At 38.2% G+C, this 16,732-nt stretch carries 13 protein-coding genes; all 13 read left to right on the plus strand.

The genetic code is table 11. The features are described 5' to 3' along the window. Positions 1-96: 96 nt before the first annotated feature. The 13 genes from ACCQ42_RS02295 (at position 97) to ACCQ42_RS02355 (ending at position 16,104) form a co-directional block, all read left to right on the plus strand. Positions 97-1,545, plus strand: a complete 1,449-nt coding sequence (locus ACCQ42_RS02295; RefSeq protein ID WP_265238195.1) for an MFS transporter — start codon at positions 97-99, stop codon at positions 1,543-1,545. A 1-nt stretch (position 1,546) separates the two neighbouring features. Continuing rightward, positions 1,547-2,377, plus strand: a complete 831-nt coding sequence (locus ACCQ42_RS02300) for an MBL fold metallo-hydrolase (RefSeq protein WP_410035237.1) — start codon at positions 1,547-1,549, stop codon at positions 2,375-2,377. Between the two features lie 327 nt (positions 2,378-2,704). Then, positions 2,705-3,709, plus strand: a complete 1,005-nt coding sequence (locus ACCQ42_RS02305) for a LacI family DNA-binding transcriptional regulator (protein WP_410035238.1) — start codon at positions 2,705-2,707, stop codon at positions 3,707-3,709. 66 nt (positions 3,710-3,775) lie between these two features. Then, positions 3,776-4,846 carry a mannonate dehydratase gene (gene uxuA / locus ACCQ42_RS02310; RefSeq protein ID WP_106461470.1) on the plus strand — a complete coding sequence of 357 codons (1,071 nt, stop codon included), beginning with the start codon at positions 3,776-3,778 and terminating at the stop codon, positions 4,844-4,846. A gap of 63 nt (positions 4,847-4,909) precedes the next feature. Beyond that, entirely contained in the window at positions 4,910-6,322 is a 1,413-nt protein-coding gene (uxaC, locus tag ACCQ42_RS02315; protein ID WP_410035239.1) for a glucuronate isomerase, read from the plus strand. Positions 6,323-6,387: 65 nt separating this feature from the next. Further along, on the plus strand, positions 6,388-7,014 hold the full coding sequence (locus ACCQ42_RS02320) for a bifunctional 2-keto-4-hydroxyglutarate aldolase/2-keto-3-deoxy-6-phosphogluconate aldolase (protein ID WP_410035240.1): 627 nt from the start codon (positions 6,388-6,390) through the stop codon (positions 7,012-7,014). Continuing rightward, positions 7,014-8,039 carry a sugar kinase gene (locus tag ACCQ42_RS02325; protein ID WP_311530961.1) on the plus strand — a complete coding sequence of 342 codons (1,026 nt, stop codon included), beginning with the start codon at positions 7,014-7,016 and terminating at the stop codon, positions 8,037-8,039. The genes ACCQ42_RS02320 and ACCQ42_RS02325 overlap by 1 nt, the downstream gene beginning before the upstream one ends. A 335-nt stretch (positions 8,040-8,374) precedes the next feature. Continuing rightward, positions 8,375-9,544, plus strand: coding sequence for a Gfo/Idh/MocA family protein (locus tag ACCQ42_RS02330; RefSeq protein WP_106461474.1), 1,170 nt, complete (start codon positions 8,375-8,377; stop codon positions 9,542-9,544). A 4-nt stretch (positions 9,545-9,548) separates the two neighbouring features. Continuing rightward, positions 9,549-10,574, plus strand: coding sequence for a Gfo/Idh/MocA family protein (locus ACCQ42_RS02335; RefSeq protein ID WP_410035241.1), 1,026 nt, complete (start codon positions 9,549-9,551; stop codon positions 10,572-10,574). Continuing rightward, complete coding sequence (locus ACCQ42_RS02340) at positions 10,567-11,421, plus strand: sugar phosphate isomerase/epimerase family protein (protein WP_106461476.1); 855 nt, start codon at positions 10,567-10,569, stop codon at positions 11,419-11,421. The genes ACCQ42_RS02335 and ACCQ42_RS02340 overlap by 8 nt, the downstream gene beginning before the upstream one ends. Next, positions 11,421-12,509, plus strand: coding sequence for a Gfo/Idh/MocA family protein (locus ACCQ42_RS02345; protein ID WP_410035242.1), 1,089 nt, complete (start codon positions 11,421-11,423; stop codon positions 12,507-12,509). Before ACCQ42_RS02340 ends, ACCQ42_RS02345 begins: the two co-directional genes overlap by 1 nt. Before the next feature lie 15 nt (positions 12,510-12,524). Beyond that, positions 12,525-13,916: an MFS transporter gene (locus tag ACCQ42_RS02350; RefSeq protein ID WP_106461478.1), complete on the plus strand. Its 1,392-nt coding sequence runs from the start codon at positions 12,525-12,527 to the stop codon at positions 13,914-13,916. A gap of 76 nt (positions 13,917-13,992) precedes the next feature. Then, positions 13,993-16,104, plus strand: a complete 2,112-nt coding sequence (locus tag ACCQ42_RS02355) for a glycoside hydrolase family 3 protein (RefSeq protein ID WP_410035243.1) — start codon at positions 13,993-13,995, stop codon at positions 16,102-16,104. Positions 16,105-16,732 lie beyond the last annotated feature (628 nt).

The raw sequence follows: 16,732 nt of genomic DNA on the forward strand, positions 1-16,732 counted from the left end.
TCTATGTTAGGACTTTTGCAACAGCCCCTTATTTTTTTATTTATGGTATAAATTAATTAACGTAAACGTTTACGTAAAATACAAAAAGGAGTTATTATGCAGGAAAAATTATTAAGAGATAAGCAGTATATCGAATACGTCGAATCTGCTCCAAGCTTTTCTATAAAAGATAAGCTAGGCTATATGTTTGGAGATTTGGGAGGAAATACCTTACAAGTTATAGTTAATACATATTTGTTATTATTTATGACATCAGTCATAGGGATAACTGCTGGTCACTTTGCAATAATAGTGGCAATTTGTAAGGCGCTAGATTCTTTAAATGATCCTTTTATAGGAAGATTTACAGATAAGGCTGCGGGAAATAAGTATGGTAAATACAATAATATAATTAGAAAAGTATCCATACCAATGGCAATAATGACTGTTATGCTATTTATAGATGTATCAGGATTTGCTTATGGACTAAAGGTAGCGTGGTGTCTAATAATTTACTTCCTTTGGGGTGTAATATCATCATTTTGGAACATTCCTTATGGGACAATGCTTAATGCAATTTCACAAAATCAAAGCCACAGGGCAGAATTATCTAACTTTAGATCAATTGGTTCACTAGGTGCAAACGTTCTTGTCCAAACAATAGCACCATTATTAATTTTCAACAATTTAAACGAAGCTACATCAAAAGGATTTTTAATCCTATCTGTAGTAGGTGGAATATTCTCAATAATTTGCTTAATCTTTACAACAAGGTGGGCAAGAGAAAGAATAGTTGTAACAACCTCACAAGAAGAAAAACAAGATGTAAATTATAAGAATTTATTCTTAGCTTTCTTAAAGAATAGACCGATGATATCAATAATTTTAGCATATATCATTGTAAAATTCTTCATACAAACAACAGGTATAACCAATCAATATGTCTTTCAAATACATTTTGGAGAAACCAAAACTTTAGCCTATGCTGGAATTGCACAAATGATACCAATGATTTTGTGCATGCCACTTTTAAAACCACTACTAAATAAATTTGGTAAGAAAAATATGATTACATGGCCAGTCTTAATTGCAGCATTAATATATGGATCCCTTGCCTTTTTAGAAGTAAGTCCAATGGCTTGGGTTATAATTCAAGGTGTTGCCTCATTCTTTACAGGATTCTTTTCACTATTAATATGGTCTCTAATAGCAGATGGAGTCGACTACCACGTTTGGCTAACAGGTGAAAGAAATGACGGTATGGTATATTCTGTAGTAACCTTTGTTGTGTTTTTGATAGCAAGTCTATCTACAACATTTATTACAATCCTTTTATCAGCAGTAGGCTTTGAGCCATTATTACAAGCTGCACAGGGACCGGGGGTAGCAGATAATATCAAAAACCTAGCCGCAATCCTACCATCTATCGGTTGTCTGCTTATATTTTTAGTATTCATATTCGTATATAATTTAAGCGATAAGGATATGGAAAAGATAAGTGCAGAAGTAGGTCATAAGGCAAAAGAAAAAGAAGAAGAATTAGAAGTAGAGTTAAAAGAGGTATAAATTGGAACAACTTAAAAAAGAAGTAATAAAATTATTTGATAATGAATATTGTATCAGAGACTATAATTTAGATAACTACTATCTGATAGTTGGCGAAGACAAGGCAGTTCTGATAGATACAGGCTCAGGTATAGGAAATCCTATGCCTGAGATAAGAGATATAACAGATAAGGAAGTTTTTGTTTTATTAACCCATGGCCACTTAGACCATGCCGGCAATGCCTATTATTTTGATGAAGTTTATATGAATGAAAAAGACGATGAGCTTTTAAAAGAACATTTTGGCAAACCTGATCTTGTAAAGTGGTTTATTGAAACCAGGGGACCAGTCAGATTTCCCCAGGGAGATATAAATGAGCTAAAATCCTATGTAAACGAAAATATGCCAAAATCTTTTTCTTATAAAAATGTCAAAGAAGGTGATGAATTTGATTTAGGAACAACTATCCTAAAAACTATAGAAGTACCTGGCCACACCCATGGGTCTGTAGCCTACCTAAGCAGCAAGACTAGGTACCTATATGCAGGCGATGCTCTAAATGAAGGCATAATCATACCTTGTCCATCAAGAAAAAAAGGATCAACCAGGCAAGAAATTGCATTGATGAAAGATTCTTTAACAAATTTAATGAATTATTACGATGATATTGATAAAATTTGCATGGGTCATGATGGACCTTTCAAAGATAAGAGCATAATAAAGGACTACCTATCCCTATGCGAAGACCTTTTAACTGGGAAAATAGAAGGATCATACGAAAACCAAGAAATTAGAGAAGGCTATGTAGTAAGAAGAGGCCTAGCTGAATTTTGGTATGAAGCTTACAGGTAAAAATTGAAAAGTAAATATACAATGAAGGTTATTTTCAAAAAAATAAGCTTGATAAAATAAGGCATCCATAATTAAATTGGATGTCTTTTATTTTTCAAAAACTTATTGTCAAATAAGAAAAAATTCGTAAAAATCTCTAAAAATTTTGATTTTTGGGTATAAAGATAATGAATACGATTGTAAGCTTGGCTTATTTTTTAAATTTTTAAAGATTTTTTTAAATATCTATTGACAAGAGCGTTTTCATCGTATATACTTTTAATTGAGGAGACCTGTAAGCGGTTACATTTTATTTTCAAGATGTAAGGATTTTTGAAAGAGGGAAGAATGGATATTTACGATATTGCGAAAAAATCAGGTTACTCTACTGCTACGGTTTCTAGGGTTATTAATAATTCAAAGAATGTGAGCGACAAGGCTAGGAGGATTATCGAGGAGATTATCAAGGAATCTGGCTACAAACCTAATAGGGTTGCAAGGTCCCTTGCCAAGAAATCTACCCAGCTGATTGGGATTATGGTTCCTGATATTAGGGGCTATTTTGAATCTCAATCAGCCTATGAGCTTGAAAAGATTTTGACTGATAAGGGTTACACTACGATTTTGTGTGTGACGACTGATGAGCTTAGTAGAAAGCTTGCCTACCTTGATGTTTTGATTGAAAATCAGGTTGAGGCTATTATCGGTGTCGGTTCTACCTACGAAGAAGATAAGTTTTATAAGGAACTTTCTGAATTATCCAACGATATTCCGACAGCTTTATTGAATGTTGTTAGCAGGGATAGGGTTGATTCTATTGTTAATGTCTATATTGACGAAGCTGATGCTATGGATAAGACTGTGGGGCTTCTACATAAGTCATCTTGCAAGAAGATTCTTTATATATCCCTTGATACCGGCTTTACTTCTAGGTCGTATCTAGCTAAGAAGGCTGGTTTTATGGAAGCCCTTGATAAGTATTATGGATCCATTGATTTCCATGAGTTTAAGATTAAAGATTTTGATAAAGATTTTGATAAGCTAATTATTTTCCTTAAGGAAAACCCTACTTTTGATGCTATCCAATTTGAACTTGATAGCCTTGCGGTTGTGGCTTATAAGTATCTGGCTAAGGAAGGCTTTAAGGTTCCTGAAGACTTGGCCCTTATCGGTTTTGATAATATCCAGGCGACTAATTACACTAACCAAGCTATTACTTCTGTTGATCAAAGGATTAGCGACCAGGTTAATATTGCAGTAGATAATTTGATGAAGCTTTTAGAAAATGATGATTCAGCCAACACTAATATTGTTTTAAAGGCTAAACTTGTTGAAAAAGAGACGACTATTTAATTTTGTTATATGAAGTCGAAGGACTTTTATTATAAATTGTGCTTAGGTTAAAGGAGGAGAACACCTATGAAAATGACATTTAGACACTATGGTAACGATGATCCTATATCATTAGAGTATATCGCTCAAATTCCAGGAGTTACTGGGGTTATGGTGATGATGAATGAATGGGAAGCAGGAGAGGTTTGGGAGAAGGATGTCTTCCAGGAATATGTTGACAAATGCCATGCAGTAGGGCTTGAATGTGAGATTATCGAGTCTATCAACGTTCACGAAGATATCAAGATGGGTCTTCCAAGTCGTGATAAGTATATCGAAAATTACAAACAGTCCCTAAGAAATGTCGCTGCTTGTGGAGTTAAGACAGTAATTTACAACTTCATGCCAGTGTTTGACTGGGTTAAGACAGAGCTTTACAAGGTTCTTCCAGATGGATCAAATACCCTTGCTTTTGATCAAGCCAAGGTAGAAGGCCTAAGCCCACGTGATATGGTAAATGAAATCCTTGATGGAGCAGGAAACTTCGAGCTTCCAGGTTGGGAACCAGAAAGACTTGCCCAATTAGAAGAAGTTTTAGATAAATATAAGGATATCGATGAAGATAAATTAAGAGAAAACTACAAATACTTCCTTGAAGGAATTATTCCAACATGTGAAGAAGTAGGCATCAAGATGGCTGTTCACCCAGATGATCCAGCTTGGCCAATCTTTGATATTCCAAGAATTACATCTACTCCAGAAGACTTAGAAAAAATCGTAAACCTAGTAGACAGCCCATCAAATACACTTTGTATCTGTACAGGTTCCCTAGGATCTAGAGTAGAAAATAATGTTGCTGAAATAATTGCTGACTTTACCAAGAGAGGAAAAGTTGGAGCAATACACGCTAGAAACATCAAATTTACTGGCGAAAAACAATTCTACGAATCAGCTCACCTTTCTAAGTGCGGTTCTCTAGATATGTATGAAATAATGAAAGCCCTTCACGACAATGGCTTTGATGGCTACCTAAGACCAGACCACGGCAGAATGATCTGGGGTGAAGAGGGTAGAGCAGGCTACGGCTTATATGACAGAGCCCTTGGTGTTGCTTACCTAAACGGTCTATGGGAAGCACTCGATAAAAAAGATAGATAAAGCAAAGTAACTAGGCCCTTGGCCTAGGACTTTGAATGTAAAAATATAAGAAAGTGAGGTCTTATGAATAAATTTTTAGATGATAATTTTATGATTCAAAACGAATTTGGCCAAAATCTTTACCATAAATATGCCAAAGATATGCCAATATTCGACTTCCACTGCCACCTAGAGGCAGAGGAGATTTACGAAAATAAAAACCTTCCATCAATAACTTACGCTTGGCTTGGTGGAGACCATTACAAGTGGAGAGTAATGAGAGCTAATGGTATTGATGAAAAATACATCACAGGCGATGCAGATGATTTTGCAAAATTTGAAAAATATGCAGAGATTATGCCAAAGCTAATAGGCAATCCAATCTACCACTGGACCCACCTAGAGCTTAAAAACTACTTTGGCATAGACTATCCACTAAATAAGGATAATGCAAGAGAAGTATTTGATAAGTGTAATGAGCTTCTTGCCAAAGATGAATATAGACCAAGAGGCCTAATAGAGATGAGCAATGTAGCTGCAGTTTGTACAACAAATGACCCAGCAGAAGAGCTCAAATATCACAAGCTTTTAGCAGAAGATGAAAGCTTTAAAACAAAAGTAATCCCAGCTTACAGACCAGACAATGCCCTTTATATCGAAAAAGAAGGCTTTGCAGATTATATCAAGAAACTTTCTGATGCATCAGGTATTGAAATTAAAAACTACACAGACATCAAAAAAGCCCTTGTAAATAGGATGGAATATTTTAAAGAACTAGGCTGCATGGCTTCAGACCAAGCCTTCGCCTTTATTCCTTACAAGAGAGCAAGCGAAGAAGAGCTTAATGAGATAGTAGAAAAGAAACTTTCTGGAAAGAATGTTTGCCCTGAATGCGAAGAAAAATACAAGACAGAAATGGCTATTTTCCTAGCAAAAGAATACAAAAAACTTGACTGGGCAATGGAAATCCACGTAGGGGTTATAAGAAATAACTCTAAGGTTCTCTTTGACAAACTTGGAGCAGATGTGGGCGGAGATGCACAAAACGACCTAGCTTATGCAGAAAATTATGCAAATCTTCTTTCAGCCTTTGAAGAAAATGATGGCCTACCAAGACTCTTGGTATTCCCACTAAATCCAAAAGACAACTATCCAATAGCAACAGTTGGTGGCTCCTTCAATAGGGCCAATGACAATGGCATGCAAGATGTTCAACTTGGTACAGCTTGGTGGCATTTAGACCACAAAGAAGGCATGATCGAGCAAATGAAAGTCTTCTCATCAGTAGGAGTTCTTGCAAACTTTGTAGGTATGCTTACAGACTCAAGGTCCTTCCTATCATATCCAAGACACGAATACTTCAGACGCATCCTATGTGACTTCGTAGGTGGCCTAGTAGAAGCTGGCGAATATCCAGCTGATGAAGAATTCTTAGGCAAGATGATAGAAGATATTTGCTATAACAACGCAATCAAATTTATAAAAATAGACTTATAAAAGGCAAGGGCCTTTGCCAGAAAAAAAGACAAAAGCCTTTAGAAAATAAAAATAAAGGAGCATATATGAGTAAAATTCAAACAATTTCAAGAGTTCTAGAACTAGGAATAGTTCCAGTAGTAAGAGCAGAATCAGCAGACCAAGCAATCGAATATTGCAAGGGCCTTCTAGATGGTGGAATCAATACACTAGAAGTAACCTTTACAATTCCAAATGCTATAGAAGTATTCCAAAGAATCCAAAAGGAACTTCCAGCAGACACACTTCTAGGAGCAGGTACAGTTCTAGACCCAACAACAGCAAGACTAGCAATAATGAACGGAGCTAAATTTATAGTATCTCCATCATTTGACAAAGAAGTTGCAAAAATGTGCAATATCTACAACATCCCTTACATGCCAGGCTGCGTAACACCAGCAGAAATGCTCGAAGCATACAAATACGGAGTAGACATCATCAAACTATTCCCAGGTTCACTACCAGGACCATCATATGTAAAAGCAATCCACGGCCCATACCCACACTTCCAAATCATGCCAACAGGCGGCGTAAGCCTTGAAAACATCAAAGAATGGTTTGAAGCAGGAGTAGTAGCAGTAGGAGCAGGATCAAACCTAGTAAAAGGCAGCAGAGAAGAAATAGCACAAAAATCAAAAGAATATTTAGAAAAAATTGCGGAGGTAAGAAAATAATGAGTAAAAAAGTAGTAACACTTGGCGAGATAATGCTAAGACTTTCAACACCAGGATATGAGAGATTTGTACAAGCAAATAGCTTTGATGCAATCTATGGTGGTGGAGAAGCAAACGTAGCAGTTTCACTAGCAAACTATGGTTTTGATGCATACTTTGTAACAAAACTACCAACACACGAAATCGGACAAGCAGCAGTAAACTCCCTAAGAAGATACGGCGTAAACACAAACTACATCGTAAGAGGCGGAGATAGAGTTGGTATCTACTACTCAGAAACAGGCGCTTCATCAAGACCATCAAAGGTAATCTATGACAGAAGCAACTCTGCAATAGCTGAAGCAAAGGCAAGCGAATTTGACTTTAAAGAAATCTTTAAAGATGCTAAATGGTTCCACACATCAGGAATCACACCAGCAATATCAAAAGAAGGCGCAGAAATCACAAGAGAAGCAATGAAGGCTGCTAAGGCTGCAGGAGCAAAGGTATCAATCGACCTTAACTACAGGGCTAAGCTATGGACACCAGAAGAAGCTCAAAAGGTAATGAGAGATTTAATGCAATATGTAGACGTATGTATAGGAAACGAAGAAGACGCATCATTATCACTAGGCTTTACACCAAAAGGCCTAGATGTAACAAGCGGTAAGCTAGATGTAGAAGCATATCATGAAATCTTCAAACAAATGAAAGAAGAATTCGGCTTTGAAATGATCGCATCCAGCTTAAGAGAATCATACTCAGCATCTGATAATGGCTGGTCAGCCCTAATCTATGATGGAAAAGACTTCCACAAAGCTCCACAATACGATGTAAGAATCGTAGACAGAGTAGGCGGCGGCGACAGCTTTGCGGCAGGACTAATCACAGGCCTACTAGATGGCAAATCTCCAGCAGATGCCCTTGACTTTGGTGTAGCAGCATCAGCTCTAAAACACACAATCAAAGGCGACTACAACCACATGTCTAGAGAAGAAGTAGAAGTACTTGTAGGCGGTGACACATCAGGAAGAGTTCAAAGATAAGATAGAAGATCGGGAGTATTCCTATCGGAGCAAAGATAAAATCCAAAAACGCTTATCCGACTGCGGAAATTTAGAAATTCTAAAACTCATAATTCTGTAAATCGCAAACTCGCTAACGCTCAAACAGTGCGATTTACGGGCGAATTATTTCCTTTTGAATTTCTTGAAATTTCCTCCGAACGGAACGCTTACTTTTGGATTTTATCAGATAATCAACAAACTTAGGGAGTGCCATCCCCTCCCTAGCTTTACAAAATATTGGCAAACGCTTTCGCGAACTAAAAACGATTGGTATATATTACTTATCATTAATAAAAGAGTAAAAGGAGAAAAAAATGGCAGATAGAAAATTAAAATTCGGAATAATTGGTTTTGGTACAGAAGGTTCAATGTATGGTAACTTCATCTCAAAAGATATGGTTCCAAATGTAGAAGTAACAGCAGTATGTGATATAGACAAAGAAAAACTTGAAAAAGCTAAGGAACTTTTCCCAGAAGCAGCAATATTTGAAGACTATAGAGAAATGATAGATTCAGGACTTGTAGAAGGAATCGTAACCTGCGTACCTCACTATCTTCACCCAGAAATGGCAATCTATGGCCTCGAGCATGGAGTAAACGTCCTAAACGAAAAACCAGCAGGTGTTTATACCAAACAAGTAAAAGAGCTAAACGAAGTAGCTAAAAAATCTGATAAGGCTTATGCTTTATTTTTCAACCAAAGAACAAACCCACTTTACAGAAAATTAAAAGAAATTCTAGATTCTGGAGAACTAGGCCCAATCAGAAGAACCAACTGGATTATCACAACTTGGTGGAGACCAGATGCTTATTACAAGCAATCTGAATGGAGAGCAACCTGGGGCGGCGAAGGTGGTGGAGTCCTTGTAAACCAAGCACCACACCAACTAGACCTAATCCAATGGATGACAGGTGCACCAGATAGGGTATATGCAAGCGTCCACTACGGTTACCAAAGAGACATAGTAGTAGATGACCAAGTACACTTCATAATGGAATATGATGATGGAAGAACAGGCGTATTTGTAACAAACACCAACGAAATCATCGGTACAGACAGACTAGAAATCGTATGTGACGGCGGAAAAATCGTAGTAGATGACTCTAAAAAGGCAACAATCTATAGACTAAAAGAAACAGAAAACGACCTAAACGCAAGAATGACTGTAGAAGATGTAAGAATGCTCTTTGCAGGTCAAATGAAATTTGATGAATTATTTGATGTAGAAGTAATCGAAGAAAACTCAGTTTGGGGCGGCCAACACTGTGAAGTAATGAGAAACTTTGCAGCTCATATCCTAGACGGTGAAGAGCTTCTAGCAAATGGAGCAGAAGGAATCAACGGCGTAAGACTAGCAAACGCTGTTCACCTATCAAGCTGGTTAGGCGAGCCTGTAAGCGTAAAAGACTTTGATGATGACAAATACCTAGATATGTTAAACGAAAAAATCAGAGAAGAAGGAAAATTCGAAGAAAGAAAGTAAGACTATGCTAAAAGTTGGAGTAATTGGACTAGGGACAGTATCTCCCATCCACCTACACTCAATAAATCAATCGCCACACGCAAGACTTGCAGCGGTTTGCGATATAGATACAGACCTTGCTCAGAAAAAGTGTGATGCCACTCATTGTGACATCACACCAATCTATAGCGATTATAAGGAAATGATAGATAAGGAAGAGTTAGATGTAGTTCACATCTGCCTTCCTCACTATCTCCACGCCAAGGTAGCAAAATATGCCCTAGATAAGGGACTTCATGTATTTTGTGAAAAACCAGTAGATGTTGGCTATAAAGAGACAAAAGACCTCTATGATCACTATATGAAATACAAGGATAAGCAAAAACTTGGTATCTGCTTCCAAAACCGCTACAACAAGACAGTGGTAAAACTAAAAGAAGAACTTGAAAAGAACAAAGAAGAAGTCTTTGGAGTAAAAGGACTTGTCACTTGGTTTAGGGACATGGCCTATTATAAGCAGGCCCCATGGAGAGGTACAAAAAAGGAAGCTGGAGCTGGAGTAATAATCAACCAAGCAATCCACACCCTAGACCTCATGGCCTATGTGACAGGCAAGGATTGGAAAAGCCTAACAGCCACCCTATCGAAGTTAATGAATAAGGAAATCGAAGTAGAAGATACAGCAAGCGCCTTTATCAAATACGAAGACGGGGTAAACGGCTTATTCATAGCAACAAACGCCTACTCAATCACAGATTCCATAGAGCTTCAAGTAATAACACAAAAGCAAAAATACACTATAAAAGAAAACAGACTATTTGACAGACACCTAAATCTGCTAGCAGAAGATGACAAATCAGACCAAACCAAGGACTATTACGGGGCAGGTCACGAAAAGCTAATCAACAAATTTTATGAGGCAATCATAAATGACACAGATGATTATTGTGACCTAGCTGATGCCATGGAAACCATGCAAATCATCCAAGCAATGATGGATTCATCAGAAACTGGCAAGGAAATAAAGAAAGAGGACATAGTAAATGACTAAAATTGGAGTACAAGCATCAACAGTAGTTGATGCATTCAAAGAAATTGGACCTTACGAAACTTTCAAAAAACTCAACGAAATCGGATACAAATCAGTAGAAGTATCCCAAGTTGAGACAAGCAAGGAAAACATTGACCAAATCATAAGAGCCTGCAAGGACTTTGACATGGAAGTAGCTTCAATGTCAGCAGCAGTAGAGTCAATGTTTCCTGGCCAAGAATCCCTTGACACTGACTTTGACAAAATCGTAGCAGATTGTAAGGCTGTAGGCACAGACCTACTAAGAATAGGAATGCTTCCATTTGATAAGATGGCAAGCCTAGAAAAGGCAATCGAATTTGCAAAAAAAGCTAACGACTTTGCCCTAAAATTAAAAGAAGAAGGAATCAAGCTTTACTACCACAACCACCACGTAGAATTTGTAAGATATGACGGCAAATATCTCTTAGATATCATAGCAGAAAATGCCCCAGAGCTAGGCTTTGAGCTAGATGTTCACTGGGTACAAAGAGGTGGAGAAAATCCTGTAAATATCCTAAAGAAATACGCAGGCAAGGTAGAATTAGTCCACCTAAAAGACTACGAAGTAATGCCACTAACCATGGAAGATGTAGACTTATTAAGGACAGACATGGAAGCCTTCAGACTTGCCTTTGACAACAGGGTAAGATTTGCCCCACTAGGCCAAGGATCACTTCCACTAAAAGAATGTGCAGACCAAGCCATAGCATCAGGTTGTAGATACTTACTTGTAGAACAAGACTCATCCTACGGTAGAGATCCATTTAATGAACTAAAAATCTCTTATGATTGGTTAGTAGCAAATGGCTATGGAGACCTATTCTAATGGCAGTAAATAAAAAAGACGGCATGAACTACGCTCCAGTTGGCAAGGCCAACAAGGTAGTAGAAGATGGCCAGTTTAAGGTAGCGGTAGCTGCCTTAGACCATGGCCACATCTACGGCATGTGCAATGGCCTAAAAGAAGCTGGAGCAAATATAGTTTATGTCTATGACAAAGACCCTAAAAAAATCGAAGAATTTAGAGAAAAATTCCCAGAAGCTCAGGCGGTAGATTCATTAGATGTAATCCTAGAAGACCCAGAAATCAAGATGGTAGCAGCAGCGGCCATCCCAAATCTAAGGAGCGCCCTAGGTAATAAAGTAATGAGGGCAGGCAAGGATTATTTCACAGACAAGACCGGTTTTACAAGCCTAGACCAGCTAGCAGAAACTAAAAAAATCTATGAAGAAACAGGCAAGAGATACTTTGTCTACTTCTCAGAAAGACTCCACGTAGAAGGAGCAATCCTTGCAGGAGAATTAATCAAAGAAGGAAGAATTGGAAAAGTCCTCCAAGTAACAGGCTTTGGCCCACACAGCCTAAATAAGGAAAGCCGTCCAGATTGGTTTTTCAAAAAAGAAGAGTACGGCGGAATCCTAGCAGACATAGGAAGCCACCAAATCGAACAATTTTTATATTACACTGGCAATGATGATGCAAAGGTCATCTCAGCTAAGGTAGCAAATTACAATAACCCAGACACACCAGAGCTAGAAGACTACGGCGATGCGACCCTAGTAGGTGAAAATGGAGCAACCTTCTTCTACAAGGTCCACTGGTTTAGCCCAAAGGGACTTTCAACTTGGGGAGATGGCAGGACCTTCATTACAGGCACAAAAGGCTATATAGAAGTTAGAAAATATACAAATGTAGGCGAAGAAGCCACAGGCGATCATGTATTTGTAGTAGATGAAAATGGGGAAGAGCATATAAGAGCCAATGGCAAAGTAGGCTTCCCATTCTTCGGGGAAATGATTCTAGATTCTCTAAATGGCACAGAAAATGCTATGACCCAAGAGCATATATTCAAGGCCCAAGAGCTTTGCTTACTATGCCAAGATCAAGCAGAAATTATTAAAGCGAACTTATAAAATAGAGGGAATATTATGAATAAGAATATAAAACCGTTTGGCATTAAAGATAAGATAGGTTACGCCTTTGGTGATATAGGTAACAACTTTACCTTCACCCTAGTATCATCCTTTTTAATGTTATTCTATACCAACGTTTGGGGAATTGACCCAAAAGTTGTAGGTGGACTATTTTTCGTATCAAGATTAGTAGATGCCTTCACAGATGTAGGTATGGGAACAATCGTAGATAGATTTGCCGGTAATAAGGACGGTAAATTTAGACCATTTATGAAATGGGGAGCAGTTCCAGTAGCAGTTGCAGGCTTCTTGCTCTTCCAAACAGGATTTAAAGACTTTGACTACGGAATGAAAGTAATCATAATGTATGCAACCTACATTCTTTGGGGTTCATTATGCTATACCTTTATAAACATTCCTTATGGATCCATGGCATCAGCTATCACACCAGAAGCTGACCAAAGAACAGAATTATCCACATTTAGAACCCTAGGTGCTACAATTGCAATGCTAGTAATTGGTACCCTAACACCATACTTATTATATCAAAAAGTCCCTGGCCAAGCAGACGTCTTGCTAGAAGGAAGATTCCCAGTAGTAGCAGGCTTATACGGACTTATGGCAATAGCATCCTACCTTCTTTGCTATAAACTTGTAACAGAAAGAGTAGATATAGCTAGAGAATCAGGCGGAGAAAAGGAAAGCATTATATCAGGTATAGGAAATGTCTTAAACAAGAGATCCCTCCTATCAATAATCCTAGTATCAATCTGTCTACTACTAGGTATGCTTCTAATCGGTTCAATGAACGCTTATGTTTATGGAACCTACTTTGGTAACTCAACAGGTATGCAATTAGCAGGCCTTGTAACAACCCTACCAATGCTAGTAACAGCACCAACAGCCATGAAACTTGGCCAAAAGATTGGTAAAAAAGAAGCGACAATTATCGGTTTATTCGGTTCAGGAGCAATTTACTTTATACTTTATGTATTAAAAGTTAAAAATATGTATGTCTTCCTAGCAGGAGCAGGAATTGCTTACGTATTCTTAGGCATCTTCAACACCCTAACCTGGGCAATGATTACAGACGTAATAGATGACCTAGAAATCAAAAATGGAGTCAGAGATGACGGAAAAGTATACGCTATCTACTCATTTGCTAGAAAATTAGGCCAAGCCTTCGCAGGTGGTCTAGGTGGTTTTGCCCTATCAGCAGTAGGATTTGTAAAAGGCGCTGCAACCCAAACACCAGAAGTAGCCCTAGGAATCTACAACATAGCAACTCTAATCCCAGCTATAGCACTAGCTTTAGGCGGAATAGTGGTACTATTCCTATATCCACTAAGCAAAAAACAAGTTGAAGAAAACAACAAATATCTAGAAGATAAAAGAGAGCTTAAGTAATAAAAAATCGACCTCCTAAGTGGCCCAGCCCAACTGGGGGTCTTTTTTCAAAAATTATAAAGAGAAAGGAAGTCACATGAAAAGACAACCAAAACTAGAAACTAGAAGCAAACATATCCTAGAAGTAGAAGGACTAAAATTTAAAGACCTAAACGATAATGGCGTTCTTGATCCATATGAAGATTGGAGATTAGATTCAGAAACAAGGGCAAGAGATCTTGCAAAAAGGATGACTGTAGAAGAGCTTGCAGGCAATATGGTAATAAAAAGCCAAAGAATGGGTCTAGCCCAAGAAGATAAGTCAAAAACAAGCCACGATGGCATCCTAGATGAAGAAGTATACGAAGATAAAAATATCTTTATCGGTCAAATAAACCACGGTTCAACAAAGCACATCAAGGAAATGGGACTAAGACACTTTATCCTAAGAGAAAACTTCTCTGAAGAAGACATAGCAAGATGGGTAAATGCCTTAAATGAAGTGGCAGAAGAAAGCCGTCTAGGTATACCTGTAATAATAGCATCAAACTCAAGAAATGAAAATGCCGAAAGAACCTTCGGCATGAACGATGCAGTAGGAGTATTTACAACCTATCCATCAACCCTAGGCCTTGCAGCAGTATATCTAGGAGATAAGGCAAGAAATTACCACCCAGATGGGGACTATGACTATTCAATCTTTAAAGAATTCGGCGAGATAGCAAGAGATGAGTGGAAATATTCAGGCCTTAGAAAAGGCTATATGTACATGCTAGATACAGCCACAGACCCAAGATGGCAAAGATTTTACGGAACCTTCGGTGAAGATGTAGAATTAATCACAAAAGCAGGCGAAGATTTATTAGATGCTTTCCAAGGCGAAGAAGTAAACGAAGAATCAGTAGCCATGACCATGAAGCACTTCCCAGGTGGAGGAGCAAGAGAAAACGGCTTTGACCCTCACTATGCAGAAGGTAAGTTCAACGTTTATAGGACACCAGGCTCTCTAGAAAAATACCATATGCCACCATTTAAGGCAGTAGTAGATAAAAATGTATCATCAATCATGCCTTACTACTCAATCCCTGCCCACGAAAAATCAGCAGTACAAAATTACAAGGGCAAGAGGATTCCGTTTGAGCCAGTAGGCTTCTCCTTCAACGAATACTTCATCCAAAATATTCTAAGAGAAGACATGGGCTTTAAAGGCTACATCAACTCAGACTCAGGTATCCTAGATAACATGGCATGGGGAGTAATGCATCTTGAAAAACAAGACCGTGCAGCCTATGCAGTAAATAACGGGGTAGATTTAATATCAGACACCAACGAGTCCCACTGGATAATCAAGGCCTACGATGAAGGCAAAATCTCCCACGAAAGACTAGTAGAAGCAAACGTAAGACTCCTAAAAGAAATGTTTGACCTAGGACTCTTCGATGAGAAAACCTATGTAGACCCAGCAAAGGCAAAAGAAATCGTAAGAGATGAGAAAAACCTAGCCAAGGCCTACTCAGCCCACCAAAGATCTGTAGTATTATTAAAGAATAAAGAAAATACACTTCCACTAAAGGAAAAAACAAAATTATACTTCGACTACCTTCACAAGGAATCCGACAAGGCAGAAACCTTTAGAAATGAAGCCTTAAAAGAATTAAAAGATAGGGATGACATCATCCTAGTAGATAGCCCAGAAGAAGCTGAAGCAATCTTTGTACAAATCACACCTAAATCAGGCAACTACTTCTCAGCAACCCCAGGCCTCCTAGAATTAGACCTATGTGAAGAAAAAACAAACAAAGCCCTAGACGGCTCAGAATACACAGAAACAACAGTAGCAAATATAGGAAAATTAGAAGAATACAGAAAGCTAGCAGACAAAAACAATGCAAAACTTCTAGTATCAGTCAACTCAACCATGCCATGGCTATTAGAAAATGCAGAAAAATACGCAGACGTTCTCTTAGCAAACTTCGAAACCTTCATCCCAGCCCAAGTAGATGTATTAGTAGGCAAATTTGCCCCAACAGGCAAACTACCATTCACTTTCCCTAAAAACGAAGCAGTCCTAGCAGTAGATGAAAACGGAATCTGCGCATCTCCAAACGACGTCCCAGGCTACGACAAACACAAATACATGAAAGAAACTTACGCCTACAAAGACGTAGAAGGAAACGAATACAAACTAGGCTACGGCCTAAGCTACTAAAAAAAGCCTGGCAAAGCCCAGGCCTACATAGGGAGTGAATTTAAGTAGACTAAAGAAAAATAATAAATAAGATATTAAATCACTAAGAACAAGCCTACTCATATACGAAGTAATCCGCTATACCAAAGAAGATTTTTGAAAAAAATCTTCCACTTTCGCCCTCCGCTAAGGAGCCGCTTGTGGGGTGTAATGACATGAAATAATAGATTTCGAACCAGAATGTAGGGCAGTCATGTACCAAAAGTTTGCGTAGCAAACTTCCTTTTTCCCCGCGAGGGGCCGGCCGGAGGGGGAACGTTAGGGGGCTTGTGGGACATAAACGCCCCTTGATTTGGGGCGTTTATGCCGAAAACATAGTGCGGTAGCACGGAGGAGTTTGCGTAGCAAACGGGTTTTCGTCCGATGGGGGAACGTCCGGCGCTCTAAGCCGCTTGGGCAAATCGTTCCCCTGGGGTCCCCCAATTTACGAAGATTCAATAGTAAATAAAAAACAATTCATTAATTGATAAAATTACGAAGAATAAAAGTAAATAATAAAATTCATTAAGTGACATAGTCCCGAAGAAAAACATAAAAAAATAATTAATTAAGTAAAAAAGTTACAAAAAAAGGGATAGTTAAGGGCATA

This window comes from Anaerococcus kampingae, from assembly GCF_046365475.1.
Classification (GTDB): domain Bacteria; phylum Bacillota; class Clostridia; order Tissierellales; family Peptoniphilaceae; genus Anaerococcus; species Anaerococcus kampingae.